Genomic DNA, 26,016 nt, shown 5'->3' on the forward strand with positions numbered 1-26,016 from the left:
AAACGCCCGGTTACATTCCGAACCCGGAAGCTAAGCCTCACAGCGCCGATGGTACTGCAGGGGGGACCCTGTGGGAGAGTAGGACGCCGCCGAACAAATTTTGAAAGAAAACCCCCGTACGGGATTCCTGGTACGGGGGTTTTCTGCATTTCCGGACATATTCAAGACGTAGTGCGGGGCTGTAGGCGTAGTGCGGGGCCGTATATGAGGTGTCGGGTGCGGTAGCCGGGTATTACCGTGGCCTGCATGAACCACGTGATCCGTTCCATACGTGCCGAAGAGTGGGCCGAGGTGAAGGCGCTGCGGCTGGCCGCGCTTCAGGATCCCCTCGCGCCTCTCGCGTTCCTGGAGACGTACGAGGAGGCGGCGGTCCGGGCCGACGCGTACTGGCGTGAACGGGCGGCTGGGGCGGCCGCGGGGACGACCGAGCGGCAGCAGTTCATCGCCGAGGGGACCGATGGGGAGTGGGCCGGGTCCGTGACCGTGCTGGTCGAGGCGGCCGGCGGCACGGATCCCTTCGGACACGCGGTCGAGCAGGCACAGGGACATGTGGTCGGGGTCTTCGTACGGCCGGAGCAGCGGGGGAGCGGGCTGATCGGGGCGCTGCTCGACGCGGCTCTCGAGTGGTCCTGGGGACGCGGTCTGGAACGGGTGCGGCTCTTTGTGCACGAGCGGAACTCCCGGGCCGCGGCGGCTTATCGCAAGGTGGGGTTCGTGGCGTCGGGCGCGACCGTGCCGGTGCCCGGTGGGTCCGGGGAGCGGGAGCTGGAGCTCGTGTTCAAGCGGCCGTGAGCCGGGGGCCACGCCAGTCCAGCAGGGACCGTTCGGAGAGGCGGGCGCTCGGCTGCGTACGCGTCGGAGAGGCGGGTGCCTCGGCTGCGTATCGCGGGCAGAGTGCCGCGGTCAGACCGGGAGTTCGTACTGGGGCCAGCGGGCTCTGCCCTGTTCGTGGGAGCGGAGCAGGGCCAGGGTCGGGAGCCCTCGGTCCGCTCCGGTGGCCAGGAGCTCCGGGAACTGGGGGAGCGGGGCGACTGCCGCCACGTCGTCGAGGACGAGGGCAAGTGGTGGGTCGAGGCGACCGTAGGATGACCGTTCGGCCATGCGCCGGCCGCGCTCGACCACGCTTGAGGCGAGGGCCGTCAGAAGCGGCATCGCGCCGGGGTTCGTCTTGGGGTCTTCGATCGGTTCACCGACCACATAAAGCGTGCCCCCTTCGTTGACGAAGGAATCCAACGTGAGTGCATCAGTTCGGTTTGGGGTGCAGGACTCACGGACGTTGACCGTGAACAGGGAGGACAGCGCACGGGCCGTCAACTCCTGTGCGATGTCCCGGCGTTCGGGGTGCGAGGTGAGGGCGGCCTCGAGTTCGCCGGCGGAGCCCGACGCGGCCTTGGGGTTCGTACGGAGGGTTCGTACGGCGTCCTGGACCTGGGTGCCCTGGGCCCAGCGGTGGACGTGACGGAAGGCTCGGCCCTCCACGGCGGCGGCGTGCAGGTAGCTGCGCAGGAGCGTTTCCGCCACGTCTGCCATCGCCTGGTCCACCTTTGCGGTGGGGCGGACGGGGGAGAGCAGGGCTGCCGCCCTTGCGGTGGCTGTTGCCCTGTCTTCGCAGCCGGCTGCGGGGTTCCAGTGGAGGCGGGCCGGGGTGTCGCACAGGTGTGCGGGGTCGTAGAGCAGGACGGGGCCCAGCTTGGCTCGGGCGTCTTTTGTGTCCGACCAGACGGTCGGGTTCGAGGTGATGACGAGGGCGGGGCCCTCTGCGTCTCGGATCGCCTGGGCGGCGAGGGGGTGGCGGGTTTCGGCGGGGCCGAGGATCAGTGGGCCGCGTTGTGGGGGTACCGGGGGTTTCTCCCACGTGGGTGGGGGTTCCGGGGTGTTCCGCGGCTGCGCCGCCTGGGTTTGTGGGGCGCCTTCGGCGCGATTGTTCTCCCACCCACCCACCGGATCGGTCTGTTCCAGCGGCTGCGCCGCCTCCGTTGGGACGAGCGCGCCTTCGGCGCGATGGGTTTCCCGCCCACCCACCCGTTCGGTTGGCCGATCAGGTTGCGGTTGCGGTTGTGGCTCTGCCGCCTCCGCCCTCCGTCTCGCTCTGCCCGCTCGCCAGCGTGCCGCCGTTCCCAGGACGAAGACCGTGAGGACCAGGAGGACCATCAGCTGGCCGATGAACAGCCCCCAGAAGAGGCCGTATCCGGAGAGTTGGGCGGAGGGGGTGTCCGGCCAGGCGCCGGGGATGTCGTGGGGGCGGCCGATGAGGGAGCGCATGGCCAGGGGGGTGTGGGCGAAGGTGACGTGGGCGGGCCAGGCGCCGTGGGTGAACAGGCCGGCGAGGCCCGTCGCCGTCCACACCATCAGCGTCATGCCCAGCAGGAAGGCGAGGACCCCGATCAACAGGCCGTCGGGGATGCCGCCTTCGCCCCCGTGGCGGTGGTCGCGCTCGTCCTGTCTCATCTCACGCCACCGTTCTCACATCACGCGATCTCAAGCCGCGCGTTCCAACATCGCGCGTTCCAACGTCGCGCGTTCCCACGTCACGTCTCGCGTCGCCGCCGGCCACGACTTCGCTCATACCGGTGCTCATACCGGTGCCCATGCCGGTGCTCATACCGGTGTTCATACCGGTGTTCATACCGGTGCGCGCACCGGCGCCCGTACCGCCGCTCATGCCACCGTGGACTCGGACGAGCCGTCCAGGTCGGTCAGGTGTTGTTCCATGAAGGCCGCCGCTCGTTCCTCGGCCTCCAGTTCGGCGGCGCGCAGGGCCTCGTCGGCGAGATGGTGTTCGGAGGACTCGGTCATGGCGCGGTCGGTGAAGACGAGGGGGCGTTCGGTCTCCGTGATCAGGTGCTTGACCACTTGGACGTTGCCGTTGACGTCCCAGACCGCGATGCCGGGGGTCAGGGTCGGGATGATCTCGACGGCCCAGCGGGGCAGGCCGAGGACCCGGCCCGTGGATCGTGCCTCGTCCGCCTTCTGGGCGTAGATCGTCCGGGTGGAGGCCATTTTCAGGATCGCGGCCGCCTCCTTCGCCGCCGCTCCGTCCACGACGTCCGAGAGGTGGTGAACCACCGCCACGAACGACAGGCCGAGGCGTCGGCCGAACTTCAGCAGGCGCTGGAAGAGCTGGGCGACGAACGGGCTGTTGATGATGTGCCAGGCCTCCTCGACCAGGAAGATGCGCTTCTTCCGGTCGGGGCGGATCCAGGTGTGCTCCAGCCAGACGCCCACGATCGCCATCAGGATCGGCATGGCGATCGAGTTCCGGTCGATGTGGGAGAGGTCGAAGACGATGAGCGGCGCGTCGAGGTCGATGCCCACGGTCGTCGGGCCGTCGAACATGCCGCGCAGGTCGCCGTCGACCAGTCGGTCGATGACCAGGGCCACGTCCAGGCCCCAGGCCCGTACGTCGTCTATGGCGACGTTCATCGCCTCGGCCGACTCGGGCTCGGGGTGCCGTAGTTGCTCGACGATGTCCATCAGCACCGGCTGGCGCTCGACGATGGTCTCGTTGACGTAGGCGTGCGCGACCTTCAGAGCGAAGCCGGAGCGTTCGTCGAGGCCGTGCCCCATGGCGACCTCGATGATCGTCCGGAGCAGCGCCAGCTGGCCGGTGGTCGTGATCGCGGGGTCGAGCGGGTTGAGCCGGATCCCCATGTCCAGGGCGGCTGTCGGGTCGAGCCGGATGGGGGTTATCCCCAGCTCCTCGGCGATGAGGTTCCACTCGCCGACGCCGTCCTCGCCCTGGGCGTCCAGGACCACCACCTGGCGGTCGCGGAAGCGCAACTGCCGTAGGACGTACGTCTTCTCCAGTGCCGACTTGCCGTTGCCGGACTCGCCGAGGACCAGCCAGTGGGGTGCCGGGAGCTGCTGGCCGTAGAGCTGGAAGGGGTCGTAGATGTAGCCCTTGCCGGAGTACACCTCGCGGCCGATGATGACGCCCGAGTCGCCGAGGCCCGGGGCGGCGGTCGGGAGGTAGACCGCCTGGGCCTGGCCGGTCGAGGTGCGCACCGGGAGGCGGGTCGTCTCGATCTTGCCGAAGAGGAAGGACGTGAAGGCGTCCGTCGCGGCGGACAGCGGATCCCGCATCAGAACATCAGCCCCTACCTGCGGATTCCGGTGGCGAACGGCAGTGTGTTCACGAAGGCGCGGTGGTGCTCGCGGTCGCACCACTCCAGCTTCAGATACGACTTGCCGGCCGAGGCGCGGATGGTCCGCTTGTCGCGGGCCAGCGCCTCGGGGGTGCGCGAGGAGACCGTGATGTAGCCGACCAGGTTCACGCCGGCGGCTCCGCTCGCGAGGTCCTCGCCGCGCTGGTCGAGGCGGTTGTGCGAGGCGACGTCGCGCGGGTCCACGGTGCGGTTCATCTTGGCGGCGCGGCTGGCCTCGGCGTCGTCGTTCGTCTTCTCGGTCAGCATCCGCTCGATGGCGACCTCGGTGGGTTCGAGGTCCATGGTGACGGCCACGGTCCGGATGACGTCCGGGGTGTGGACGAGGAGCGGGGCAAGGAAGTTGACGCCCACCGGGGTCATCGGCCACTCCTTCACCCAGGCCGTGGCGTGGCACCAGGGCGCGCGGGTGGAGGACTCGCGGGTCTTCGCCTGGAGGTAGGTCGGCTCCATGGCGTCGAGCTCGGCGGGCCAGGCGTTGCGCTTCGTCATCGCCTGGATGTGGTCGATGGGGTGGTCGGGGTCGTACATGGAGTGGACCAGGGAGGAGAGGCGGCCCTGGCCCAGCGGCTGCCGTACGCGGATGTCGGCCTCCTGGAGCCGGGAGCAGATGTCCGTCAGCTCGCGCGCCATGACGACCGCGAGTCCCGCGTCCCGGTCGAGCTTCCGCCCGCCGTGCGGCCGCGCCGCCCGCGCCATGGCCTGGGCCTCGGCGGCGAGTTCGCGGGAGTAGTGCATGCAGGCGATGAGATACGCGCGATGCTGCTCGCTGCTGGTGGAGACCATGGACTGCAGCTGCTCGTACGACTGCTGGAGCCAGCCGGGTGCCCGGTCGTCGCCGCGTACGGAGACGTCCTTGGCGTGCGCGTCCGGGTCGGCGGGGAGGGTGCGGGCGAGCATCTGGAGGCGGGTGACGAAGCCGTCGCCGTTCGCGACGTGCTTGAGCAGGGTGCCGAAGCGGTCGACGAGGGCTTCCTGGTCCTCGCTGTCCCGCAGGCCGACGCCGGGGCCCTCGATCTCGATCGCTGCCGTGACCGTGCGCCGGTCGGCGTGCAGCAGTACGGCGATCTCGTCCGGTCCGAAGGGGGCGGCGAGCCAGTTGATCCGGCCGATCCCGGGCGGGGGGCCGATCTCGACCTCGCGGCCGTCCAGCCGGGTGCCGGCCTCCATGACGTTGGAGCGGAAGGCGGTGCCCTGACGCAGGGAACGCTTGTAACTGCGGTTGATCTCGAACCACTTGTAGAAGGTCCGCCGCTTGTAGGGGACGTACACGGCGGCCAGCGCCAGCAGCGGGAAGCCCATCAGCAGGACGATGCGCAGGGAGAGGACGGGGACGAGGAGTCCGCACATCATGCCCAGGAACGCGCCCCCGATGATGAGCGCGATCTCGCCTGACTCACGGTTCCTGCCGACGATCGCGTTCGGCCGGGCGCGGCCGATCAGATATGTACGGCGGGGCGTGACCGGATGGGACACGTGGGACTCGGTCGTCAACGCCCTTCACCTCCCGAGCGATTGGTACTGCTGTTGCGGGTGTTGCCGGCGTGCGGGGTGTTGACCGGGCTCGAACGCGGCGGGGGTGCGGCGGAGGGGACAGATCCGCCGCCGCCCCCGGGCGTACGGGTGCTGTGCGCGGCCACACCGCCGGAAGCGGGGTTGGCGGGACGCGCCTGGCCTCCGCCGCCGCCTCCGCCCCCACCGCCGTTGCTGTCGGCGCGGGTGCTGTGGGTCTTGATGCCCTGGGCGACGAGGGTCGCCGGGGAGCTGATCACGGCGGCCGCCTTGCCTTCGGCGCCCTGCATGATGCGGTTGTTGCGCGAGTTCGCGACCTCGTCGCCGAAGCCGGGGACGAAGCGGTAGATCATGGCGCTCGCGAAGATGGCGAGCAGGATGATGGCGAGGCCGGAGACGACGGCGGAGAAGGCGTCGGGGCCGCTGTCGGTGGACAGCGCGCCGGCGAGGCCCAGCACGATCACGATGACCGGCTTCACCAGGATCACCGCGATCATGATCCCGGCCCAGCGGCGGACGTGGCCCCACAGGTTCTTGTCGACGAGCCCCGCGTACACGACGGTGCCGAGGAGGGCGCCCACGTAGAGGAGCGCGGCCCGGATGACCAGCTCCAGCCAGAGGACGCCGGCCGCGAGGATCGACACCAGCGAGACGACGATCAGCATGATCGGGCCGCCGCCGATGTTCTCGCCCTTGCTCAGGGCGCCGGAGAACGTGCCGAAGAACGTGTCCGTCTGGTTGCCGGTGGTCTTGGCGAGCACCTCCGTGACGCCGTCCGTCGCCGATACGACCGTGTAGAGGATCAGCGGGGTGAAGGCCGACGCGAGCACGGTCAGCCAGAGGAAGCCGATCGCCTCGGACAGGGCGGTCGTGAGCGGGACTCCCCGCACCGCCCTCTTCGCGACCGCCAGCACCCACAGCAGCAGGGTCAGGATCGTCGAGGCCGCGAACACGACCGCGTACTGCTGAAGGAACTTGGGGTTCGTGAAGTCGACGTTCGCGGTCGCCTTGACGGCCTCGGAGAGCTTGTCGACGGTCCACGCGGCGGCGTCGGCGCAGCCCTTCGCCAGGGAGGAGAGGGGGTCGAGGGTCGAGCCGAGGCCGGTTGTGCCACCGCCGGTGAGTCCCTGGTCGCCGCTGTCGCGTTCGCAGTACTGCTTGGCGGCGCCGCGGATGAGGTCACACGGGTCGTTGCTCTTCGACGGCGAAGGTCTGGGGGCTGCGTAGGCGCGCGTGGTCAGCAGCACCGTGGTGGCCGGGACGGCCATGACAGCGGCGGCGACCTTGAGTACACGATGGTTAGCGGGCATACGTGAACCCTCCGTACTCCTCGACAGCCTTGGTCATGTCGTCAGCGGTGGAGGCCTTCTGGTCGCGACCGACCGGCACGGGACCGTCCTTCTGCGTGAAGTCGGTGACCTTCCAGTCTCCGCTGATCCACTTCAGCTCGTACGTGGTCGTGTACCAGCTCTCGGACACCGGGTTCGTGGAACCCTGGCCGGACAGGCCGAAGAGCGATGTGTACCAGAGCTCAACGGTGGCGCTGTCGGCGGTGGCGGAGGTGACCTTGGTGCCCACCGGCACGACCCGCGAGATGAACGTCTGGCCGTTGGGGGCCGCGCCGTTCTTGTCCAGGCCGATGTTGGTCAGGAACTTCTCGTTGGAGTACGCCTTGTCGAGGTCGGACTGCCGCGCTGCGGCGCCTTCGGGCGCGTACACGGTGTTCACGATCGCGTGCCGCTGGGCGGCGTCGAACATCCCGGTCGAGCCGAGTACCACACCGTAGTTGGTGGCCGCGCTCTGCGCCCCCTGCTCGTCATGTGCGAACCCCGACGGGATGTCCCCCGTCTTCGACTTCACCGGCCGCTGCCCGGACGCAGCCGTCGGCGCGGAGTCCGGTTTGTTGCCGTCGGCCGTTCCGGAGGAACCGTCGTCGCCACGGTTGGCGAAGGCGATCGCGGCGATGAGGAGGACGACGACGCCGACGACGGTGATCAGGCTGCGGGAGGAGGAACGGCCGCGCCGCGCACCGCCGTAGACGTCGCCGGGGCGGTCGGGAAGGCGGGTGCGGGTCTGCCCGGAACCCCCGTATCCGCCGTCGTCACCGCGTGACGAGTCGCCGTATCCGTGATCGTCACCGAGACTCATGCCGCGCAGCCCCCTCGACCTCGTACCGAAACGCGTAGCAGTACGACGGTAGCCGTGCTGGTTCCCGCGCGGGCGCGGTGTGGTGACTCGACATCAGGGAAACGCAACCTCAGCCGGTGGGCACGACGGATGGATGGGGCGGAGGGGAACCGGGCGGGCCCGGCCGGGGCTGGCGAAGTGCCAGGCCGGGCGGCCCGGCCGGCCCTAGACAGCCATGCCGTACACGATGGTGAAGAGCGTGCCGAGGGAGCCGATGATGAAGACTCCGGTCAGGCCCGCGATGATGAGGCCCTTGCCCTGTTCGGCGCTGAAGGTGTCCCGCAGGGCCGTCGCGCCGATGCGCTGCTTCGCGGCACCCCAGATGGCGAGGCCGAGGCAGAGCAGGATGGCGACCGCCATCACCACCTCGATCATCACCTTCGCCTCGTTGCCCAGGCTGCCGAAGGGACCCCAGTCCGGAGCGATCCCGCCGATGATTGTGGTGATGTCGCCCTTATCGGCTGCGAAAAGCATGTAAGTCACCGCCCCTAGTGGGTAGTTCTCTCCACCCTCTGCCGCTGCGCAGAGGTCAGTTCATTCTCGCCGACAATGACGCTGCCGTATGTCGACTTGACGTCATTGGTTGGCGGGATTCCGTACGAATCCCCTGCCGCCGGTTCGCGCGGACCCCGGGTCAGGGGTGCGAAACGGTATGCAAGGGGTCGTATGGTCACTCTGTGTATCACGGCAGGTCACGCCGGGCAATGAAGTCGAACCGGAACCTGTCGTGTGGTTCGGTCGTTAACCCCTTTTACGCCGTGAGCGCCCTCTCGGGTCGCCCGCGCCGCCGACGCCTCCGGCCCGTCTCGTTCCGGGCGGTACCTGTCCGCTGTGAAGGTTATCGCCGGATTCGGCGTCACATGACAACGGACCGCGGCTGGTTGCCGCGGCCCGCTGTGGGTGGCGCCGGGTTCTGCGGGCGGTGCGTCGCAGGGACGCGGGGGTGCTCCGGTGGCCGGGTCAGGCCACGGCGGACGCCAGGGCCCTGGCCGTCTCGGCGACCAGGGAGTCGACGGGCGCGGCGTCCGGGGCGGTCCTGGTCGTCAGTACGGCCAGGACGACGGGGGCGCCGGACGGGGTCCAGGCGATGCCCACGTCATTGGCGGTGCCGTAGCTGCCCGTTCCCGTCTTGTCGGCGATCGTCCAGTCCGCGGGCAGGCCCGCGTGGAAGCGCTTGGCGCTGGTGGTGTTGCCGAGGAGCCAGGCCGTCAGCCGGGTTCGGTCCTCATCGTTCAGGGCGTTGCCCAGGGCGAGTCGGGCGTACGTGCGGCCGATGGCCGCCGGGGTGGTCGTGTCCTCCACCCGCCATGGTTCCGCCGTGTTCAGCTCCGGCTCCCAGCGGTCGAGGCGGGTCGTCGGATCGCCGACCGAACGGCAGAGCCGGGTGACCGCCGCGGGGCCGCCGAGTTCGCGGAGCAGCAGGTTGGCGGCGAGGTTGTCGCTGAAGCGGATCGCCGCGTCGCACAGTTCCTCGACGGTCATGCCGGCGGCCAGGTTCTCCGGCTTGACCGTGACCGACCCGCCGCCCGCGGCCGTCCACTCCGCCTTCGTGTAGTGGATGCGCTTCGCGAGCGTCTCGCCGTGGTGGTCGAGATCCCGCAGTACGGCCGCGACCGCCAGCGTCTTGAACACCGAGCACATCGGGAACAGTTCCGACGCCCGGTAGCGGGCTCTCGCCCCGGTGGCCAGGTTGTGCGCGAACGCGCCCACCCTGGCCCCGTGTTGTTCCTCCAGCTCCCGCAGGCGGGCCCGCGTGTCCCGGCCGCGGGTGTCCGCGTACGCCGGTCCCGCGGCCAGTACGAGGGTGGCGGCGGCGCCGGTCGTCAGCAGGGCGCGGCGCGTCGGGGTCGACTTCCTTGAGCCTAAGATCGTTCTTCCTCCAGTCCCGCAACGAAGTGGTCGAACTCACCTGCCCGTACACCGAGTACGAAGGCGTCCCACTTCTTCCGGGTTGTAGTGACGACGGTGGCGGGGTCGCCGGTTTCACACAGCTGTACGGAGTCGTCCGCGCCGAAGGTGAGCTCGATCCGGGGGCCGCGCGTCACGGGGGCCCCGGGGGCCTCCTTCAGCAGGCGCAGGAAGTCGTGGAAGGCGCCGGGGGCGGCTCCGAGTATGGCTCGACGGGGGTCGCCGCTCTCCGTGAGACGGATCGTTCCGGCGCCGTCTCGGGCTACGTGTACGCATGAGTTGCCCTCAGCGCAGTAGGACGACTTCTGCCAGGGGGATGTGAGCATCGTGAGCTCCCTCAGAGGTCCTTGATGATGTTGTGGATGAAGCTCGCAGACGCCTCAGGGTCGAGGGCCGCGGACTCCATGCGGTCCAGCAGTACGCGGTACTTGTTCAGTTGCGCCTCGGCATCGAGGAACACCGGGCCGTGGGACTGGTCGAGGTTCACGGTGTCGAGTTGCGGTACGGCGCCCTCGACGTAGTAGATCGACTGGCCGGAGCCGGGGAAGACGCTGGCGTCGAACGGGATGACGTGAATCGCGACGTGCTCCCGCTCGTTCAGGTCAAGCAGGTACTTGAGCTGGTCGCGGGTCACGCGGGGGCCGCCGAACTTCATGCGCAGGGCGGCCTCGTGGACGATGACCTGCTGCGGGGTCGGTGGATCCCGGAAGAGGATGGCCTGCCGTTTGACCCGGAAGGACACCCGGTGTTCCACGTCCGGGGGCGGTAGCTCCGGCACGGCCTGGCGGAAGATCTCGCGAGCGTATTCCGTGGTCTGGAAGAGACCCGGGATGTGGACGGTCACGGCAGTTCGCAGCCGTGTGCTGTGGTGTTCGAGCTCGGCGAGGTCCAGCATCCCGGTCGGCAGGATCTCTCGGTACTCCTCCCACCAGCCACGTCTGCGATCCGGGGTCAGGGCGGCGAGGGCTTCGACGAGGGGCTTGTCGGAGCAGTCGTAGTGACAGGCGATGGTGCGCAGGCGCTCGGGGCTTACACCGTGGCGACCGGCCTCCATGTTGCTGACCTGGTTCTGCTTGATGCCAAGGAGCTGCGCGGCTTGCGTCGACGTCAGACCCGCCCGCTCACGCAGCTTGCGCAGTTCGGCACCCAGCCGTAGTTGACGCCCGGTGGGGGTGCTTCTCATGGCCAACCCTCGACTCCCTCGGCACTGCTGTGTCACCCACAAGCGTGAATACTGAAGCAGTTCATGTATCTAGGTCTAACAACTTACAACTTCGCGCTACCTTTTTCTCGAGGCGCCTGCCCCAGAAGCACCCCGCTCGACGGAGCGGCCGCGGTCACTGGGCACCGTAACCAAATCACCCAACTCCCCTCCGAACCGGGAGACTTCCGATGGCAACCGTATCCCCGTCCTGGGCCTACACCCTGCAACTTCCGCATGATCCCCGCGCCCCGGGGATCGCGCGGGCCACCCTGCGGACGATCCTGGCCGCCCACGGTCTGAACGACCTCACCCCCACCGCGGAACTGCTCGCGGCCGAGCTGCTCACCAACGCGCACCTGCACACCAGCGGCCCCTACGCCCTGCGGATCCGCTCGACCGCGCCGGAACGGCTCGTGGTCGCCGTATGGGACACCGACCCGAAGGTGCCGCCCGGCTTCACGGAGGGCGCCTCCACCGCCGTACTGCCGCCGCAGGACGCCGAGAACGGCCGGGGGCTGCACCTCGTGCGGGCCTGCGCGGACGCGTGGGGCGCCTCCGTCCTGCGGGAGCTGGGCGCGTCGAAGGGCGGGAAGCTGCTGTGGGCCGAGTGCACGGGCCGGACTGTCAGTGGGGTGACCTAGAGTGAAATGGCGTGATCGGAGTGTGAGGGAGGGGTCGGGGTGACGGATGTCGAGCAGCGCGCCAGGGGTGCGGTCCGCAGGGCCGCGGGGTGCGGGACAGAGGCGGCGGCGGAGGAGGCGGCACAGTACGGTGGATTCACTGCGGAGCGGGATGTCGGGCCTCCCACCGATGCCGCTCGCGCAGCCGAGGAACCGGAGCCGGAAGGGCGGAGGTCGCGCGTCGTGACGATGTCGTCGGTGCCGCCGATCCGGCCCAAGCCCCGCCCGGGGAACCTGCGCGAGGTCGCCGAAAAGATCGAGGAAGCGACGGGTCTGCGTGTGCAGGTTCTGGGAGGAACACTCGTGATGTCCCCGACCCCGCGTGGCAAGCACGCGGGAGTGATCCATCTACTTGAGGGGATCATCAGGCCGCAGCTGCGGCCGGAGCTTGTCGCGGTGGAGGTGTCGTCCATCGCGATGCCGGATGAACCGGACGACTTCGTGACACCGGATCTCCTGGTCTGCCCCAGGGACTTCCTGGAATCGGACGACTGGCTGCTCGATCCACACGACGTCGAAGTCGCCGTCGAGGTCATCTCCAAGTCCGAGAAGTCCAGGGAGATCAGAGACAAGGCCGACTGGTACGCGGTCGCGGGGGTGGCCGTTCTCCTTGTCGTCGACCCCCGGAAAGGCACCTGGGCCCTGCACACCCGTCCCGACAACGGCGCCTACCGTGACGTGCTGCCCGGCAAGTACGGAGAGCCTGTAGCCCTGCCGGAGCCACTCGGCTTCGAGGTCGCGACGGACGGATTCCCGGTGTACGGGAGCTGAGTCGCGGTGAGTTGCTGTCCGGGTGCGCCCCGGCGCCGGGGGGCCGGGGCGCACTGAGGGTGCGTCAGGGATTCTGTGTCAGTGCCGTATGCGGGGTGAGGATCATGGTGACGTGGTCCAGGCGGGAGATCACGCGGTACAGGTGCTTGGGGTCCGGCCCTGGCGCCGGCGTCAGGTTCCAGCGGGACAGGATCGCGGCGAGGATGACGACCATCTCGGCCCAGGCGAACGTGTTGCCGATGCACTGCCGGGCGCCCTCTCCGAACGGGAGATAGGCGCCGCGGGGGAGATCCTTCACCGAGTGCCGCAGCCAGCGGTCCGGGTCGAAGGCGAGCGGCTCGTCATAGACGGCGGGATCGCGGTGCAAGGTCGAGATGCTGAACAGGACCTCGCTGCCGGCGGGCAGTTGAGTCGTGCCCAGCGTGACGCCGGCCGTCGTGCGGCGCATCAGCAGCCAGGTCGGGGCGTGCAGACGCAGGGCTTCGGTCAGCACGCGCCCGGTGTACTCGAGCTTCGGGAGATCCTCGGCGGTGACCGGACGGCCCTGGAGTACGCGGTCCAGTTCGGCGCGTACGCGGGCCTGTACGTCCGGGTGGCGACCCAGTTCGTGCAGGACCGAGCCGACCGAACTGCCCACGGTCTCGGCACCGGCGAGCATCAACGTGACCAGCTCGTCGCGTACCTGCAGATCGGTCATGCCCTGTCCCGTTTCGGCATCACGGGCGGCGAGGACGAGGGACAGGAGGTCGTCGTGGTCGGTTCCGTCGGCGCGGTACGCGGTGATCACCTGGTCGATGACCTCACGGATCCGCTCGTGAGCGCTGTCGAAGCGCCGGTTCGCCGGGGTGGGCAGCCGGTGCAGGACATCGACCGGCAGGAGTGTCCGCCGGGTGACGCCGTCCACCACGATCGGCAGGCTCTTCTGGATCTCGTCGACCGCGTGCCGGCCGAGGTCGGTGGTGAACAGCGTGGCGGTGACGATGGCCAGCGCGAGCTCGTCGAGACTCCTCATGAGTTCGACCGCCTGTCCGGGTTTCCAGCTCTCCGCGAGTTCCCGGGCCTTTTCGTCCATCACCGTGAAGTAATGGCTGATTTTCTGCCGGTGGAAAGCGGGCTGCAGGAGACGGCGCTGGCGGCGATGGAATGCACCGCCGGACGTCATGATGCCGTTTCCGAGGAAATGCCGGGCCTTGTCGAACAGTTGGCCCTTTTCGAAGCTGTCGGCCTTGGTGACGAGGATTTCGTGCAGGAGTTCGGGCCGGGTGATCACGTACACAGGCAGCGGTCCGAGGTGGACCTGGACGACGGAGCCGAGTTCTCCCAGCTGAGCGAGAAACCGCATGGGGTCTCGCTGAAGAGGTACGGCATGTCCGATCAGGGGGAGCCGTCCCGGGGCGGTGGGTACGGCGGTGGTCGCGGTCATGCCGGCCTCACTTCGTCGAGAGCGTCGACGCTGTTGTAACGGCGCGTCTCCAGGGACCAGTCGAGGTTTCCGGTCATCCAGAACCTCAGGTCGTCGAGATAGCGGTGCAGTTGCGGACCGGCGTGCGCCCGGGCGGTGGTCTCCTGCTCGAGGTACTGGCGCACCGCGTGGTCGTGCATCTGCCCCGCCCGGTGCAGCGCCTCGGGCATGTCGATGCCGTACTGCGCGGAGAGAATGGGAGGCAGGCTGTGCACGCTCCGGCTGCGGGCCACCTCCTTGGGATAGGAGAGGATGTCGTTGGCCCAGCAGGCGATGTTCGTGGCCTGCTGGGCCAACGACATCACGTGGGGATTCGCGAAGTCCTCCTGCGGCAGAACGAACCCTCCCGCCACGTCGATGAGAGCCATGCAGGTGGGGACGGCGCCGCTGTGGCGACGCATGTGGAGGTACTCCACCAGGGTCGGAGCGGTCCGCCGGCTTCGGTTCGCGGCCTCCCAGCACTGGGAGAGGAAGTAGCCGGTGACCGAATGCACGAAGCGCATCCACTGCATGGGGCTCGCGTGGGCGAGAAGGCGGTCCCTGAGGTCGGCCAGTGCACCCATGAACGGATCGGCGTCGTCCGGCACTTGGCCGGGATCCTCGATGATGCGCAGGTAGTCGACGACGGTCCGGGCCAGCAGTTCGGGATCCTCGCCCGTGGCGGACTCGTCGCAGTAGGCGTCGTCGAAGGCGAAGAGCCATAACTGCCAGTCCGCGAGCAGTTGGAGGCCGGCCCGCTCGCTGCGCGGACTGGTTCGGCCGGCCAGGCGCCCGACGCGCAGCCCTGAGTACTGCGCTGTCATCGCGGAGTCGAGGATGTTCATCTGCCTGGCCCAGCCGAAGGCCTGAGCGTCGACCTCGTTCGCGTGCGGGCTGATCTCTGATGCGAACGGGTAGCTCAACTGGGGCAGGGCGAGCGGGGCCCGCAGTTTTCCTTGCATGAGTTCTCCACACAGATCGTGGGCCGGTGGGGGGCAGGACGTGCCGTCGGCACGCCAAGTCGGGTCGTACGGGCTGCCGGTGGCTCTGTGCGGCGGGAGTGGGCAAGCGGAGGCCGGAACGCCTCACGTTCCGTTGGCAGTTGTGGCTTTGCCGACCGATATCTGCGGGATCGGCATGGCGCCATCCCGGCGACTTGATGATCACACGCCTTCACGAATCGCCACAACGGCTCTTCCATTAAGTACGGGGTCAGTACACTTAAAAGTTGATAGTCGATCGGTAAAGAATCGATTCATGGCACATGTGGCGGTGTCCGGGACGGTTCGAGATGCCCCGTCGGCCTCGTACTCATAGGCTCTTCCCAGTGTGCTCCCAGGATTTTTCTCGGATCCGGGGGAAAGGTGTCAGCTGATGAAGCGCACCCCGCGTCCCCTCGGCACCCTGCGCCCGGCCCTGCTCGCCGTGGCCCTGCTGCTGGCCGCCACCACGTCCTCGGTGGCGGCAGCGGACGACGGACCCGGCCCGCTGGGCGTGACCGTGCCGGCCGCCGCCACCGCGGGGAGCGCCCGGGTGGGCGCCCTCTTCAGCGGCGGCAGCGACAGCGGCAGCGGTGGCCTGGACGGCGCGCACTTCTGCACGGCGTCGGTGGTGCACAGCGCGGGACGGAACCTGATCGTCAGCGCCGCGCACTGTCTGGACGGCGGCGGAACGCTCCGCTTCGTGCCCGGCTACCGGGACGGCACGGCGCCGTACGGGATCTGGGAGGTCAAGAAGACCTACGCGGCCGACGCGTGGACCACCGGCCAGGACGAGGACAGCGACGTCGCCTTCGCGGTGGTCGGCGATGTGGGCGGCAAGGCCCTGGAGGACGTCGTGGGCGGCGACACGTTCGCCACCGGGCGGGCGACCGGGGCGACCGCCGTGACCGTCACCGGATACCCCAAGTCCCTTGAGGCGCCGATCACCTGCACCAACAAGCCCACCGTCCAGAGCCCCACCCAGCAGCGCATCGACTGTCCCGCGTTCACGGGCGGGACCAGCGGCAGCCCGTGGGTGAACGGGGACGGCGAGGTCGTCGGGGTGATCGGCGGCTTCGAGCAGGGCGGGAACACCGCGGACATCTCGTACAGCGTCGTCCTCGGCGACGAGGCCGCCGCGCTCTACCGCACGGCGACCGCCGGCTCGTGCCCCCCGACCTCCTCCGCTAGCTCGTGAGCCCCACGGCGAGGAGGGTGACGAGCCAGCCCACGGGGATCAGCGCCAGATAGGCGAGCGGGCGGTGCAGGACGGGCTTGCCCTGGTCGACGGCGATCCCGGTCGGGGACGGCATCGGGTGCGGCAACTTCTTGAGCTTCGTGTGGGCGTACAGGTTCCACAGGAGCGTCAGCGGGGTGAAGAGGACCAGGGACACCGGGCTCCACCAGCCGCCCGCCAGAGTCTTCGTCGTCATGTCCCGGTGGATCGCGGTGGCGCAGTTGCGGCACAGCGGGCCCTCCATCTTGGAGAACCGCATCGCGATCAGCAGGCCCGTGTGCTGACGGATCGTGATGTCGCCGGCGGGCTGCGCGCCACAGGTCCGGCACCCTATGGACGGGCCCTGGCCGTACTGGGGGCCCGGGGCCTGGCCGGGCTGCCCGTACGCGGAGTTCTGCGCGCCGTACGGATTCTGGCCGTACGCCGGATCCTGGGCGTACGGGTTCTGGCCGGGGGCCGGATTCGGTGCCGCGTAACCGGGCTGGGGAGCGGCGTAACCGGGCTGCGGGGTCGCGTAGCCGGGCTGCGGTGCCGCGTTCGGGGCGTAACCGCCCGGTGCGGCAAAGGGGTTGCCGCCGGGCTGGTTCGGATGCTGGGGCGGGGTCGACACGTGAGGATTCTCCTTGTGCGTGATCATCCCGCCGCGCCTGAGCCGCCTCTGCACCGACGTCGGCGGACTCCTGGGCGGCGAGGAGCGGTTGACGTGCGTAGGGCATGGATCGTAGCGATCGCCGCCGACAGGACGGGGCGCGCCCGTTCTCTCTTTGTGCGTGATCATCCCGTCGCGCAGGGTGCGCCTCTACACTGACCTCGGCGGACTCCTGGGCGGCGAGGGGCGGTTGACGGTGCGTAAGGCATGGATCGTGGCGACCGCTGCCGCCGGGACGGGGCTCGCCTTCGTGATGCTGCTCGTCGTCGGCGTCTACATGGTCGCCGGGAACCTCGCCAACGGCATCGGGGGCGGGGCGGTCGGACTCGCCAAGGGTGCCGTTCCCGCCGCGTACCAATCGCTCGTGCAGAAGTGGGGCAATCTCTGCGGCGCCATCAACCCGGCACTGCTGGCCGCCCAGCTCTACCAGGAGAGCGGCTTCAATCCGAACGCGAAGAGCCCGGCCGCGGCCGAGGGAATAGCGCAATTCATTCCCGGGACCTGGGCCACGCACGGAGTCGACGGTGACGGCGACGGCGACCGGGACGTCTGGGACCCGAATGACGCGATTCCATCGGCCGCGTCCTACGACTGCAAGCTCGCCTCGTATGTGAAGGACGCGCCGGGAAACCAGACCGAGAACATGCTCGCCGCGTACAACGCGGGGGCCTACGCGGTCATCAAGTACGGAGGCGTTCCGCCGTACAAGGAGACCCAGAACTATGTGAAGACGATCACCACCCTGGAGAAGAGCTTCGCCCGGCCCGTGGACCGGGTCGACCCCTCCAAGCAGGCGGCCGCGGCCATCTACTACGCGCAGAAGAAGCTCGGCACGCCCTATCTCTGGGGCGGCAACGGCACCGCTGACCAGGGCGGACGGTTCGACTGCTCGGGGCTGACGAAGGCCGCGTACGAGAGCGTGGGGGTCACCCTGCCGCGGGTCGCCAACGACCAGTACAACGCCGGCGCGCACCCCTCGCGGAGCGAACTCCTGCCGGGGGATCTCGTCTTCTTCTCGGACAACCTCACCGACTCCCGGACCATCCGGCACGTCGGAATCTATGTGGGCGGCGGATACATGATCGACGCTCCGCGCACGGGCGCCGTGATCCGCTTCGACCCCATCGACACCCCGGACTATTTCGGGGCGACCCGGGTCACCGAGGATGGCGCGAAAGCATTGCCCACCTCGGTGTGAAACCCTCATCAACCCACCCCTGAGCTGGGGCGATGAGTCTCTCTTCGATAACGTCTGAGTGATCATTCGGTGGAGGGTGGAACGTACTGAAGGGGAGTGTGCGTTCCTGTTGATGTAGCGCGTGCCGGAAAGCGGAACGTGGTTCATCCACCACGGGGGTGGCACTGAGCGGCGCACGAACGTGTGCGGTCGCGGGAAATGACGACGAAGGGGCCTCAGCGCAATGGCTGGACTCGCCGAATCCGGTTCCAACCCCGACGTCGGTCTGCTGTACGACATCAATGGCCTGGCCAAGGACGCGCCGCAGTGGTTCGACCGCGGCATGGAGTTCGTGGGTGAGTACGGACTGCTGCTCGCCATGGTGCTGCTCGTGCTGTGGTGCTGGCGGGGCGTGCGGCGGCAGGGCGGCGAGGACGCGGCGTCGTCCGTGGCCGCGCTGGTCTGGGCGCCGCTGGCGGCCGGGATCGCCGTGCTGGTGAACGTGCCGATACGCGGCTTCGTGGAGCGGCCCCGGCCCTTCGTCGACCATCCGGGGCTCGACGTCCTGGTGTCCGGCAAGAACGACTTCTCCTTCGTCAGCGACCACGCGACGCTCACCATGGCGATGGGCGTCGGCCTCTTCGTCGCCCACCGCAAGTTCGGTCTCGCCGGCATCGGACTCGCGCTGCTCGAAGGCTTCTGCCGGGTCTACATGGGCGTGCACTACCCGACGGACGTCATCGGCGGCTTCGCCCTCGGTACCGCGGTCGCCCTGCTGCTCTCCCCGCTCGCCATGGCGCTGCTGACGCCGGTCACCAAAGCGGTGGAGCGGTCGGCGCGGGCGGGGTGGCTGATCCGGGCCCGGGGCTCGGTCCCCGCCGAGCGGGACCTGCTGATCCCGGGCACCTCGACGGAGCTGCCGGAGGACCGGGACCTGGCGGCTTAGGCTCCGGCCCTCGCCGCCACCGGGTCCCGGGGAGCTACAGCGCCTGCGGGTACGTGAAGAAGTGGTTCGGGTCGTACTGCTTCTTCAGCGTGGCCAGGCGGGTCGCCGCATCGCCGTAGTACGCCTTGCGCCAGTTCGTGAGCGTGGGGTCCGTGTAGTTCTGGTACGCGGCGCCCGAGGCGTGGCCGCGCATCGCCGTGTGGGCGGAATCCAGCCACGACTGAGCGGTCGTTCCTGACGTGCCTGCCTGCCACGAGGCGATGTACTGGGCGAGCATCCGGGAGCGGCGGTGGACGAAGGCCGTCGCGGTGGGCGAGACCCGGTTGACCGCTCCGCCGAGCGCGGTGAGCGCGATGCTTCCGGCGCCGCCGCGGACCCCCGACATCTGCTTCAGGAGCGTCTGGATCCCGGCCGCCGAGATCGACCGGTCGAAGAAGTCCGAGCGGGCCGCGTAGGTCTCCCGGCCGAGGGCGCCCTGCGGGGAACGGCCCGGGGTCGAGCCCGGCAGATGGCACTGGGCATCCGTCGCGAAGGACGAGCAGCCCGCGTACACCTCCATCGAGTCCTCGTACGACCGCCTCTTCAGCGACACACTGCGCGCGGGCGCGCCGATCCGGTCGGCGAGCCGGTCCACCGCGTTCTGCAGTTCGCCGTAGGTGCCGAGGGAGAACGCGGCGACGGAGATCGTGGGGGTGCCGCCCGCCGCGTTCGCGAGATGGCACGAGGACCAGATCTCGTCCGGCTGGTCCGGGCCCCACTCCTGCCACGCCTTCACCACGGCCGCTGCCTTGGACCACGGCCAGCTCATGTACGCCGAGACGGCCTGGGGCGCGGGGTGGGTCTTGAACTGGAGCTCGGTGACGACACCGAAGTTGCCGTTGCCCGCGCCGCGCAGGGCCCAGAAGAGGTCCTTGTTCTCCGTCGCGTTCGCGGTGAGCTGCTTGCCGTCGGCGGTGATCAGCGTGGCCTGGGTGAGGCTGTCGCAGGTCAGGCCGTACGCGCGGGAGACCACGCCGTGGCCGCCGCCGAGCGTCAGACCGGAGACGCCGACCGTCGGGCAGGAGCCGGCGGGGATCGTCACGCCCTTCGCGGCGAGCGCGCGGTAGACGTCGATCAGCTTGGAGCCGGCGCCGACGACGGCCGAGCCGCCGGAGGACCGGATCTTGTTCAGCTTGGAGACGTCGATGACGAGGCGGCCGTTCCCGGAGGACCAGCCGGCGTAGGAGTGGCCGCCGTTGCGGATCGCCACGGTGACGTGGTGCGCGCGGGCGTAGGAGAGCGCGGTGCGTATGTCGTCGGTGTGCGACACATAGGCGACCGCGGCGGGCTTCAGGGAGTCGAAGCGGGTGTTGTAGAGCTGGTGGGCGGCCGCCCAGGAGCGGTCGCCCGGGCGTATCAGGGCGCCGTCCAAGTCCCGTGCCAGCGCGGTCCAGTTGGCAGCGGCGGCGGCACCGGTCGTGGTGGCCGACTGCAGATTCGTCGCCGTGGACGCGGTCTCGCCGGCGCCCGCGGCGGCACTGCCGCCGCCGCTCCCGCCGCTGCACGCGGACGTGGCCGCCGCCGCGATTGCGGCGGTTGCTCCGCCGATGAACGTACGCCGTTGCATGTGCGCCTCCCGTTGGTTCCCGTGGAACGAGACGGGTGCCCGGGCCCGAGGGTTCCACGGGGGCGCCGACGTGACCAGCGGCGGACGGAACCGCTACAGGACCGTGATCCCGAGCATACGTGCGCCCGTCTCCGTGCGGGGGCGGTGGCTGCTGCCGGGCGCGAAGACCACGTACGTGCCGGGGCCGTGGCGCTCCGGGCCCTCAATGACCTCGCCGGAGAGCACGAAGTAGCGCTCCTCGGAGGCGTGGACGTCGATCTCCGGCCACTCGGTGCCGGGTTCGAAGTCGATCAGCCAGGCGCGGGCCCGGTCGGTCCGGGGGAGGCGGCGGCGGAGGATGCCGGGAGCCACCTCGTCGGGCGTGATGTCGTCTATGTGCACGACGGTCGCTTCCGGGGTGCTCTCGCTTGCGTTGTGGTCGGTCATGGCGCCCACTCTGGCCGGGGCGGGCCGGGGTGCACGAGAGTCTGGAATGACATCCCTGGGTATATTCCTGCCATGCCACCGCACCGGGTCGTCGCGCTGCTCAACGAACCGCAGTCCCCCTTCGAACTCGCCTGCGCGGCCGAGGTGTTCGGTGGGGTGCGGCCGGATCTGCCCACGCACTACGACTTCCGGATCTGCGCCCAGCGGCCCGGCCCGCTGCGCACGACGGTGGGGCACGCGCTGGTCGCGGAGGCCGGCCTGGCCGCCCTGGAGGACGCCGACACCGTGGTGATACCGGGCTGGCAGCCGCCCGGCGCGGACGTCCCGGCGGCCGTCCTGGACGCGTTGCGGGCGGCCCACCGGCGCGGGGCACGCATCGTCTCCATCTGCACCGGGGCGTTCGTCCTGGCACGGGCCGGACTGCTCGACGGGCGCCGGGCCACCACGCACTGGCGGCGCACGGAACAGTTCGCGGCCGCGTTCCCGGCGGTCGAGGTCGACCCGGACGTGCTGTTCGTGGACCACGGGGACGTCGCCACGAGCGCCGGGACCGGCGCCGGGGTGGACCTGTGCCTGCACCTCGTACGACGTGACCACGGCGCCTCGTACGCCGCCGCGGTGGCCCGGAGCATGGTGCTCCCGCCGCGCCGGGAGGGCAGCCAGCTGCAGTACGTGGCACCGCCCGCCACGCCCGCGCCGCCCGATGTCTCCCTGGGGCCGGTCCTGGAGTGGGCTCTCGGACGGCTCGACGGCGCGTTGACGGTGGACCGGCTCGCCGAGCGGGCCGGCGTCTCGGCGCGCACCCTGGCCCGCCGCTTCGCCGAGCAGCTCGGGGTCAGTCCCGGCCAGTGGCTGCTGGCCCGCCGCCTCGACGTGGCGCGGCAGCTCCTGGAGGAGACCGGCCTGCCGGTCGAGACCGTCGCCCTCCGGGTCGGGCTGTCCTCCGCCGTCAATCTGCGCCGGCACTTCCGGGCCGCGCTGGGCACGACACCGGGGGCGTACCGGCGCGTGTTCGGCCGGGACGGGGCGGACGGGGTCCGGGCCGCCGGGTGAGCATGCGGCCGGGCAGGTCCTAGGTGAGGGGGCCGCCGGCGTGGGTCGCCGCGTCCGTGCGGGCCAGGCTGCGGGCCCGTCTGGCCGGGCCACGCCAGCCGCAGGTACAGCGGGCCAGACAGAAGCGGCCCTGCTCGGTCGTCGTCGTGCGGTGTTCCTGGGGAGGGGTCACCTCGTCCTGCTGCGCCACCCTGACAACGTTACCCAGCCCAAGTGAACGCCCGGTGTGCGCGTGACGGGGACTTCCAGCCGTCGTTAAGCCGAACGACAGGGGGCCCGTGGACGGACGGACCGGCTTGGGGGTAGGCAGGCGATGGTGGAGCGGGAGCACAGGCGTACCGGGCCGGCGGTCGTCGCCGTCGTCACCGCGCTGGGGGTCATGGCCGGCGGCACGGGCTGTGCGGGCGGCGGGGCCGCGGCCGAGGACGCGCGGACCGGCGCCGATTCCGTCGAGGTGGTACGCCAGTCCGCCGCCGCACTGCAGCGGGCGGGCAGTTCCAAGGCCCGTACGTCCATGGAGATGGCCACCGGCGGCACCCGGGTCACCATCCGCGGCGAGGGTGTCTACGACTACGAGGAGCGCCTCGGGCAGCTGAAGGTGATGCTCCCTCAGGACCCGGCCGGCGCCGCCGAGCACCGGCCCATCACCGAACTCCTCGCCCCGGGCGCCCTGTTCATGAAGAACCGCGGCGCCGGTGTGCCCGCCGACAAGTGGGTGCGCGTCGAGACGGCGACGCTCTCCGACGGGAACCTCGTCACGGGCGGTGCCACCGACCCGTTCACGGCCGCCGAGTTGCTGCGCGGGACGCGCACCGCGACCTATGTCGGCGAGACCGAGGTGGCGGGGACCGCGGTACGGCACTATCGCGGCACCGCCGACCTGGAACTCGCCGCGCGGCGGGCCTCGGCCGGCCACCGGGACGCGTTGAAGGCGGCGGCCAAGGGGTTCGCCACCGCCGTCGTCCCGTTCGACGTCTACCTCGACGACCAGGGGCGGATCCGCAAGGTCCGGCACCGGTTCAGCTTCGTCAACGGCCAGCGGAAAGGCACCGTCGTGGTCGCCTCGACGACGCTGCTGTACGACTTCGGGGCGCCCGTGGACGTACGGCTTCCGGGGGCCGCGGACATCTTCGCCGGGAAGATCGCCGAGCCGTAGAGCACCGATCGAGGGGCGGGAGCGGCCGGAATGTGCGGGGCCGGAAATGGTCCGTTGGTGCCATGCGCGGGGTGTGGGGCGCTCCCTACTCTAGGAAGTCGGTGACGGCAGGAAGAGGTGATGCACGTGGCTCCGCTCGGCGGTACGGCAGTCCAGGACCACGTGGCGCTCGCCGAGATCGAGCTGTGCGGGGACCTGATCATCGCCGCGTCGGCCGCCGGCGAGGACCGGCTCAGCCTGGAGAGCATCGACGAGGTGCTGAAGGTGACCGAGGAGCGGGGGCGGGAGCGGGACGCGGGCGCGTAGTCCGGGTTTCGTAGTCCGGGTATCGGGTTCGCTTCGTCCGGGGTCCGGCCGGTTGGGTTCCGCTTCGTGCGCTGTCCGGCTGTCCCGGCCGGTGCCGTTGTGTTCCGGGGTCCGGCTGTCCCGGCCGTTCCGTTGTGGTCCGGTGCCCGGGCCGTCAGGTGCGGAGCAGGCGGCCGATCGCCTTGGTGGCCTCTTCGACCTTCGCGTCGATCTCCGCGCCGCCCTTGACCGCCGCGTCCGCCACGCAGTGGCGCAGGTGCTCCTCCAGGAGCTGGAGCGCGAAGGACTGCAGGGCCTTCGTGGACGCGGAGACCTGGGTGAGTATGTCGATGCAGTACACGTCCTCGTCGACCATGCGCTGCAGACCGCGGATCTGGCCCTCGATCCGGCGCAGCCGCTTGAGGTGCTCGTCCTTCTGGTGGTGATACCCGTGCACGCCGCGGTCGTGGTCCGTCACGATCTCCTGCGGCTGGCCGGAGGGCGCCGTCGCGCCGGCCTCGGTGGTCGTCATCGCGTCCTCCTGCTGATCCGGTCGGCGAACCTGTCGGGTTCGCCGGTTACATATACCCCTGGTGGGTATATGGTATCGAATTTCGCTGGGTATGGAGCCCTTGCCCGCTGCTGGGGCCGGACCCTGTGCTGAGCACTGTGCCCGATGGGCGACACTGGGAGACGGCCGGTTAGCCGTGGCCGGATGATGCGCCTAGCATCAGCCTGACCGAACCAAAAGGACCCCGAGGACCCCACGTGCGCTTTCGTCTGACCCCCAGGGAGACGAGCTTCTACGACATGTTCGCCGCATCCGCGGACAACATCGTCACGGGCTCGAAGCTCCTCATGGAACTGCTCGGGGCGGACACCGCCGGCCGGGCCGAGATCGCAGAGCGTATGCGGGCCGCGGAACACGCCGGTGACGACGCCACGCATGCGATCTTCCACCAACTGAACTCCTCGTTCATCACGCCCTTCGACCGCGAGGACATCTACAACCTCGCGTCGTCCCTCGACGACATCATGGACTTCATGGAGGAGGCCGTCGACCTGGTCGTGCTGTACCAGGTCGAGGAGCTTCCCAAGGGAGTGGAACAGCAGATCGAGGTGCTGGCCAGGGCGGCCGAACTGACCGCCGAGGCCATGCCGAACCTGCGGACCATGGACAACCTGACCGAGTACTGGATCGAGGTCAACCGCCTCGAGAACCAGGCCGACCAGATCCACCGCAAGCTGCTGGCCCAGCTCTTCAACGGCAAGTACGAAGCCATCGAGGTGCTGAAGCTCAAGCAGATCGTGGACGTGCTGGAGGAGGCGGCGGACGCGTTCGAGCACGTGGCGAACACGGTGGAGACCATCGCCGTCAAGGAGTCCTGACCCCTTCATGGACACCTTCGCTTTGATCGTGACCATCGCGGTCGCGCTCGGATTCACGTACACGAACGGCTTTCACGACTCGGCGAACGCCATCGCGACCTCGGTGTCCACCCGGGCACTGACGCCGCGGGCCGCGCTCGCCATGGCGGCCGTGATGAACCTCGCGGGTGCCTTTCTCGGCAGTGGCGTCGCTCACACCGTCAGCAAGGGTCTGATCCAGACACCCGAGGGCTCCAAGGGCATGGGGATCCTCTTCGCGGCGCTGATCGGCGCCATCGTGTGGAACCTCGTCACCTGGTACTTCGGCCTGCCGTCGTCCTCCTCCCACGCCCTGTTCGGCGGCATGGTGGGCGCGGCGCTCGCGGGCGGCACCACCGTCTACTGGTCCGGCGTCCTCGACAAGGTCGTCATCCCGATGTTCATCTCGCCGGTCGTCGGTCTGGTCGTCGGCTATCTGGTGATGTGCGCGATCATGTGGCTCTTCCGGAAGTCGAATCCGCACAAGGCCAAGCGGGGATTCCGGATCGCGCAGACGGTGTCGGCGGCCGGGATGGCGCTCGGGCACGGTCTGCAGGACGCGCAGAAGACGATGGGCATCGTGGTGATGGCTCTGGTCATCGGGGATGTCCAGGGCGCGGACGCGCCGATTCCGGTGTGGGTGAAGATCGCCTGTGCACTGATGCTGTCGCTGGGCACGTATGCCGGTGGGTGGCGGATCATGCGGACGCTGGGGCGCAAGATCATCGAGCTGGATCCGCCGCAGGGGTTCGCCGCCGAGACGACGGGGGCGTCGATCATGTTCGCCACCGCGTTTCTGTTCAAGGCGCCCATCTCCACTACGCATGTGATCACTTCCGCGATCATGGGTGTGGGGGCCACGAAGCGGGTGAACGCGGTGCGGTGGGGTGTTGCCAAGAACATCATCCTGGGCTGGTTCATCACGATGCCCGCGGCCGGGCTCGTGGCGGCTGTCAGCTTCTGGATCGTGAACGTGGCTGTGCTGTAGGGCGGCGCCACAGGGGGGTGCCGCAGGGCTTTTTTCGCCCCCTCCGCCCCTTCCCGTCGGATCCAGCCGCACCTTCCGGTACGGCTACCGATCCTGGGGGCTCCGCCCCCAGACCCCCGTATCGCGCTGCGCGCTCGTCCTCAAGCGCCGGACGGGCTGAAAACCAGCTGGGCCCGCCCCCGTAGCCGGGGGCGGGCCCTTTTTCCTCGCGGTGGCACCGCCATGCAGCACCGCGAGGAG

At 69.5% G+C, this 26,016-nt stretch carries 27 protein-coding genes and 1 rRNA gene; 12 read left to right on the plus strand and 16 right to left on the minus strand.

Going from position 1 to position 26,016, the window contains the following annotated elements; genetic code table 11:
* Both rrf and ACFVYF_RS26730 read left to right on the plus strand, forming a co-directional pair.
* Window positions 1–95: ribosomal RNA gene (rrf, locus tag ACFVYF_RS26725) — 5S ribosomal RNA — on the plus strand; the annotation flags it as partial.
* 151 nt (window positions 96–246) lie between these two features.
* The gene (locus ACFVYF_RS26730; protein WP_389459351.1) at window positions 247–792 is read left to right on the plus strand and encodes a GNAT family N-acetyltransferase; all 546 of its coding nucleotides are present in this window, start codon (window positions 247–249) and stop codon (window positions 790–792) included.
* A 111-nt stretch (window positions 793–903) separates the two neighbouring features.
* Here the strand turns inward: ACFVYF_RS26730 and ACFVYF_RS26735 are convergent, their stop codons facing one another.
* The 9 genes from ACFVYF_RS26735 to ACFVYF_RS26775 form a co-directional block, all read right to left on the minus strand.
* Window positions 904–2,448, minus strand: a complete 1,545-nt coding sequence (locus ACFVYF_RS26735) for a type IV secretory system conjugative DNA transfer family protein (RefSeq protein WP_389459353.1) — start codon at window positions 2,446–2,448, stop codon at window positions 904–906.
* A 210-nt stretch (window positions 2,449–2,658) separates the two neighbouring features.
* Window positions 2,659–4,083, minus strand: a complete 1,425-nt coding sequence (locus ACFVYF_RS26740; protein WP_389459355.1) for an ATP-binding protein — start codon at window positions 4,081–4,083, stop codon at window positions 2,659–2,661.
* Between the two features lie 14 nt (window positions 4,084–4,097).
* A complete protein-coding gene (locus tag ACFVYF_RS26745) occupies window positions 4,098–5,657 on the minus strand; it encodes an SCO6880 family protein (RefSeq protein ID WP_389459357.1) in 1,560 nt (519 codons plus the stop codon).
* On the minus strand, window positions 5,654–6,985 hold the full coding sequence (locus ACFVYF_RS26750) for a hypothetical protein (RefSeq protein WP_389459358.1): 1,332 nt from the start codon (window positions 6,983–6,985) through the stop codon (window positions 5,654–5,656). The genes ACFVYF_RS26745 and ACFVYF_RS26750 overlap by 4 nt, the downstream gene beginning before the upstream one ends.
* Complete coding sequence (locus ACFVYF_RS26755) at window positions 6,975–7,823, minus strand: hypothetical protein (RefSeq protein ID WP_389459360.1); 849 nt, start codon at window positions 7,821–7,823, stop codon at window positions 6,975–6,977. Before ACFVYF_RS26755 ends, ACFVYF_RS26750 begins: the two co-directional genes overlap by 11 nt.
* Before the next feature lie 204 nt (window positions 7,824–8,027).
* Window positions 8,028–8,336: a hypothetical protein gene (locus tag ACFVYF_RS26760; RefSeq protein ID WP_383276565.1), complete on the minus strand. Its 309-nt coding sequence runs from the start codon at window positions 8,334–8,336 to the stop codon at window positions 8,028–8,030.
* Between the two features lie 486 nt (window positions 8,337–8,822).
* A complete protein-coding gene (gene bla, locus ACFVYF_RS26765; RefSeq protein WP_389459624.1) occupies window positions 8,823–9,731 on the minus strand; it encodes a class A beta-lactamase in 909 nt (302 codons plus the stop codon).
* The gene (locus ACFVYF_RS26770) at window positions 9,725–10,096 is read right to left on the minus strand and encodes a DUF397 domain-containing protein (RefSeq protein ID WP_389459362.1); all 372 of its coding nucleotides are present in this window, start codon (window positions 10,094–10,096) and stop codon (window positions 9,725–9,727) included. The genes bla and ACFVYF_RS26770 overlap by 7 nt, the downstream gene beginning before the upstream one ends.
* Window positions 10,097–10,107: 11 nt before the next feature.
* Window positions 10,108–10,953, minus strand: coding sequence for a helix-turn-helix domain-containing protein (locus tag ACFVYF_RS26775; protein WP_389459363.1), 846 nt, complete (start codon window positions 10,951–10,953; stop codon window positions 10,108–10,110).
* 209 nt (window positions 10,954–11,162) lie between these two features.
* Here ACFVYF_RS26775 and ACFVYF_RS26780 point away from each other — a divergent pair, with 209 nt between their 5' ends.
* Together ACFVYF_RS26780 and ACFVYF_RS26785 are read left to right on the plus strand one after the other, a co-directional pair.
* Window positions 11,163–11,615 (plus strand): ATP-binding protein, encoded by a 453-nt coding sequence (locus ACFVYF_RS26780; RefSeq protein ID WP_389459365.1) that lies wholly within the window; start codon window positions 11,163–11,165, stop codon window positions 11,613–11,615.
* A 228-nt stretch (window positions 11,616–11,843) separates the two neighbouring features.
* Window positions 11,844–12,425 carry a Uma2 family endonuclease gene (locus ACFVYF_RS26785; protein ID WP_389459626.1) on the plus strand — a complete coding sequence of 194 codons (582 nt, stop codon included), beginning with the start codon at window positions 11,844–11,846 and terminating at the stop codon, window positions 12,423–12,425.
* A gap of 64 nt (window positions 12,426–12,489) precedes the next feature.
* Here the strand turns inward: ACFVYF_RS26785 and ACFVYF_RS26790 are convergent, their stop codons facing one another.
* Window positions 12,490–13,848 carry a cytochrome P450 gene (locus ACFVYF_RS26790; protein ID WP_389459367.1) on the minus strand — a complete coding sequence of 453 codons (1,359 nt, stop codon included), beginning with the start codon at window positions 13,846–13,848 and terminating at the stop codon, window positions 12,490–12,492.
* On the minus strand, window positions 13,845–14,828 hold the full coding sequence (locus ACFVYF_RS26795; RefSeq protein ID WP_389459369.1) for a hypothetical protein: 984 nt from the start codon (window positions 14,826–14,828) through the stop codon (window positions 13,845–13,847). Before ACFVYF_RS26795 ends, ACFVYF_RS26790 begins: the two co-directional genes overlap by 4 nt.
* 412 nt (window positions 14,829–15,240) lie before the next feature.
* Between ACFVYF_RS26795 and ACFVYF_RS26800 the strand changes: the two genes are divergently transcribed.
* On the plus strand, window positions 15,241–16,044 hold the full coding sequence (locus ACFVYF_RS26800) for a trypsin-like serine peptidase (protein WP_389459371.1): 804 nt from the start codon (window positions 15,241–15,243) through the stop codon (window positions 16,042–16,044).
* Here ACFVYF_RS26800 and ACFVYF_RS26805 read toward each other — a convergent pair.
* Window positions 16,034–16,693 carry a hypothetical protein gene (locus ACFVYF_RS26805; protein WP_389459372.1) on the minus strand — a complete coding sequence of 220 codons (660 nt, stop codon included), beginning with the start codon at window positions 16,691–16,693 and terminating at the stop codon, window positions 16,034–16,036. The two genes, ACFVYF_RS26800 and ACFVYF_RS26805, sit on opposite strands and share 11 nt — an antisense overlap.
* A 229-nt stretch (window positions 16,694–16,922) precedes the next feature.
* Here ACFVYF_RS26805 and ACFVYF_RS26810 point away from each other — a divergent pair, with 229 nt between their 5' ends.
* Both ACFVYF_RS26810 and ACFVYF_RS26815 read left to right on the plus strand, forming a co-directional pair.
* Window positions 16,923–17,930 (plus strand): NlpC/P60 family protein, encoded by a 1,008-nt coding sequence (locus ACFVYF_RS26810; protein ID WP_389459627.1) that lies wholly within the window; start codon window positions 16,923–16,925, stop codon window positions 17,928–17,930.
* A gap of 223 nt (window positions 17,931–18,153) precedes the next feature.
* Complete coding sequence (locus ACFVYF_RS26815; protein ID WP_389459374.1) at window positions 18,154–18,855, plus strand: phosphatase PAP2 family protein; 702 nt, start codon at window positions 18,154–18,156, stop codon at window positions 18,853–18,855.
* Between the two features lie 34 nt (window positions 18,856–18,889).
* Here the strand turns inward: ACFVYF_RS26815 and ACFVYF_RS26820 are convergent, their stop codons facing one another.
* Both ACFVYF_RS26820 and ACFVYF_RS26825 read right to left on the minus strand, forming a co-directional pair.
* The gene (locus ACFVYF_RS26820; protein WP_389459376.1) at window positions 18,890–20,461 is read right to left on the minus strand and encodes an FAD-binding oxidoreductase; all 1,572 of its coding nucleotides are present in this window, start codon (window positions 20,459–20,461) and stop codon (window positions 18,890–18,892) included.
* 93 nt (window positions 20,462–20,554) lie between these two features.
* Window positions 20,555–20,887, minus strand: coding sequence for a cupin domain-containing protein (locus ACFVYF_RS26825; RefSeq protein WP_389459377.1), 333 nt, complete (start codon window positions 20,885–20,887; stop codon window positions 20,555–20,557).
* Between the two features lie 72 nt (window positions 20,888–20,959).
* On the opposite strand from ACFVYF_RS26825, the gene ACFVYF_RS26830 reads away from it, so the two are divergent.
* Window positions 20,960–21,940, plus strand: a complete 981-nt coding sequence (locus ACFVYF_RS26830) for a GlxA family transcriptional regulator (RefSeq protein WP_389459380.1) — start codon at window positions 20,960–20,962, stop codon at window positions 21,938–21,940.
* Between the two features lie 19 nt (window positions 21,941–21,959).
* Here ACFVYF_RS26830 and ACFVYF_RS26835 read toward each other — a convergent pair whose 3' ends face one another.
* Entirely contained in the window at window positions 21,960–22,130 is a 171-nt protein-coding gene (locus tag ACFVYF_RS26835; RefSeq protein ID WP_389459381.1) for a hypothetical protein, read from the minus strand.
* A 123-nt stretch (window positions 22,131–22,253) separates the two neighbouring features.
* On the opposite strand from ACFVYF_RS26835, the gene ACFVYF_RS26840 reads away from it, so the two are divergent.
* Both ACFVYF_RS26840 and ACFVYF_RS26845 read left to right on the plus strand, forming a co-directional pair.
* Window positions 22,254–23,096 carry a hypothetical protein gene (locus ACFVYF_RS26840; protein WP_389459383.1) on the plus strand — a complete coding sequence of 281 codons (843 nt, stop codon included), beginning with the start codon at window positions 22,254–22,256 and terminating at the stop codon, window positions 23,094–23,096.
* Window positions 23,097–23,216: 120 nt separating this feature from the next.
* A complete protein-coding gene (locus ACFVYF_RS26845) occupies window positions 23,217–23,402 on the plus strand; it encodes a hypothetical protein (protein WP_389459384.1) in 186 nt (61 codons plus the stop codon).
* Between the two features lie 154 nt (window positions 23,403–23,556).
* On the opposite strand, the gene ACFVYF_RS26850 is transcribed toward ACFVYF_RS26845, so the two are convergent.
* Window positions 23,557–23,913, minus strand: a complete 357-nt coding sequence (locus tag ACFVYF_RS26850; protein ID WP_389459386.1) for a metal-sensitive transcriptional regulator — start codon at window positions 23,911–23,913, stop codon at window positions 23,557–23,559.
* A gap of 236 nt (window positions 23,914–24,149) precedes the next feature.
* Between ACFVYF_RS26850 and ACFVYF_RS26855 the strand changes: the two genes are divergently transcribed.
* Both ACFVYF_RS26855 and ACFVYF_RS26860 read left to right on the plus strand, forming a co-directional pair.
* The gene (locus tag ACFVYF_RS26855; RefSeq protein ID WP_389459387.1) at window positions 24,150–24,770 is read left to right on the plus strand and encodes a DUF47 domain-containing protein; all 621 of its coding nucleotides are present in this window, start codon (window positions 24,150–24,152) and stop codon (window positions 24,768–24,770) included.
* A 7-nt stretch (window positions 24,771–24,777) separates the two neighbouring features.
* Window positions 24,778–25,776 carry an anion permease gene (locus tag ACFVYF_RS26860; RefSeq protein WP_389459389.1) on the plus strand — a complete coding sequence of 333 codons (999 nt, stop codon included), beginning with the start codon at window positions 24,778–24,780 and terminating at the stop codon, window positions 25,774–25,776.
* Window positions 25,777–26,016: the final 240 nt, after the last annotated feature.

Source organism: Streptomyces sp. NPDC058274 (genome assembly GCF_042881375.1).
Lineage (GTDB): Bacteria > Actinomycetota > Actinomycetes > Streptomycetales > Streptomycetaceae > Streptomyces.

Bases quoted from the DNA above. Each gene is read 5' to 3' on its own strand.
- ACFVYF_RS26800 (WP_389459371.1), top strand. From the start codon at position 15,241: ATGAAGCGCACCCCGCGTCCCCTCGGCACCCTGCGCCCGGCCCTGCTC.
- ACFVYF_RS26755 (WP_389459360.1), bottom strand. From the start codon at position 7,823: ATGAGTCTCGGTGACGATCACGGATACGGCGACTCGTCACGCGGTGAC.
- ACFVYF_RS26790 (WP_389459367.1), bottom strand. From the start codon at position 13,848: ATGACCGCGACCACCGCCGTACCCACCGCCCCGGGACGGCTCCCCCTG.
- ACFVYF_RS26740 (WP_389459355.1), bottom strand. From the start codon at position 4,083: ATGCGGGATCCGCTGTCCGCCGCGACGGACGCCTTCACGTCCTTCCTC.
- ACFVYF_RS26825 (WP_389459377.1), bottom strand. From the start codon at position 20,887: ATGACCGACCACAACGCAAGCGAGAGCACCCCGGAAGCGACCGTCGTG.
- ACFVYF_RS26770 (WP_389459362.1), bottom strand. From the start codon at position 10,096: ATGCTCACATCCCCCTGGCAGAAGTCGTCCTACTGCGCTGAGGGCAAC.
- ACFVYF_RS26750 (WP_389459358.1), bottom strand. From the start codon at position 6,985: ATGCCCGCTAACCATCGTGTACTCAAGGTCGCCGCCGCTGTCATGGCC.
- ACFVYF_RS26845 (WP_389459384.1), top strand. From the start codon at position 23,217: ATGCACGTGGCTCCGCTCGGCGGTACGGCAGTCCAGGACCACGTGGCG.
- ACFVYF_RS26850 (WP_389459386.1), bottom strand. From the start codon at position 23,913: ATGACGACCACCGAGGCCGGCGCGACGGCGCCCTCCGGCCAGCCGCAG.
- ACFVYF_RS26735 (WP_389459353.1), bottom strand. From the start codon at position 2,448: ATGAGACAGGACGAGCGCGACCACCGCCACGGGGGCGAAGGCGGCATC.
- ACFVYF_RS26820 (WP_389459376.1), bottom strand. From the start codon at position 20,461: ATGCAACGGCGTACGTTCATCGGCGGAGCAACCGCCGCAATCGCGGCG.
- ACFVYF_RS26840 (WP_389459383.1), top strand. From the start codon at position 22,254: ATGGTGGAGCGGGAGCACAGGCGTACCGGGCCGGCGGTCGTCGCCGTC.
- ACFVYF_RS26775 (WP_389459363.1), bottom strand. From the start codon at position 10,953: ATGAGAAGCACCCCCACCGGGCGTCAACTACGGCTGGGTGCCGAACTG.
- ACFVYF_RS26730 (WP_389459351.1), top strand. From the start codon at position 247: ATGAACCACGTGATCCGTTCCATACGTGCCGAAGAGTGGGCCGAGGTG.
- ACFVYF_RS26785 (WP_389459626.1), top strand. From the start codon at position 11,844: ATGTCGTCGGTGCCGCCGATCCGGCCCAAGCCCCGCCCGGGGAACCTG.
- ACFVYF_RS26830 (WP_389459380.1), top strand. From the start codon at position 20,960: ATGCCACCGCACCGGGTCGTCGCGCTGCTCAACGAACCGCAGTCCCCC.
- ACFVYF_RS26780 (WP_389459365.1), top strand. From the start codon at position 11,163: ATGGCAACCGTATCCCCGTCCTGGGCCTACACCCTGCAACTTCCGCAT.
- ACFVYF_RS26860 (WP_389459389.1), top strand. From the start codon at position 24,778: ATGGACACCTTCGCTTTGATCGTGACCATCGCGGTCGCGCTCGGATTC.
- ACFVYF_RS26815 (WP_389459374.1), top strand. From the start codon at position 18,154: ATGGCTGGACTCGCCGAATCCGGTTCCAACCCCGACGTCGGTCTGCTG.
- ACFVYF_RS26760 (WP_383276565.1), bottom strand. From the start codon at position 8,336: ATGCTTTTCGCAGCCGATAAGGGCGACATCACCACAATCATCGGCGGG.
- ACFVYF_RS26795 (WP_389459369.1), bottom strand. From the start codon at position 14,828: ATGCAAGGAAAACTGCGGGCCCCGCTCGCCCTGCCCCAGTTGAGCTAC.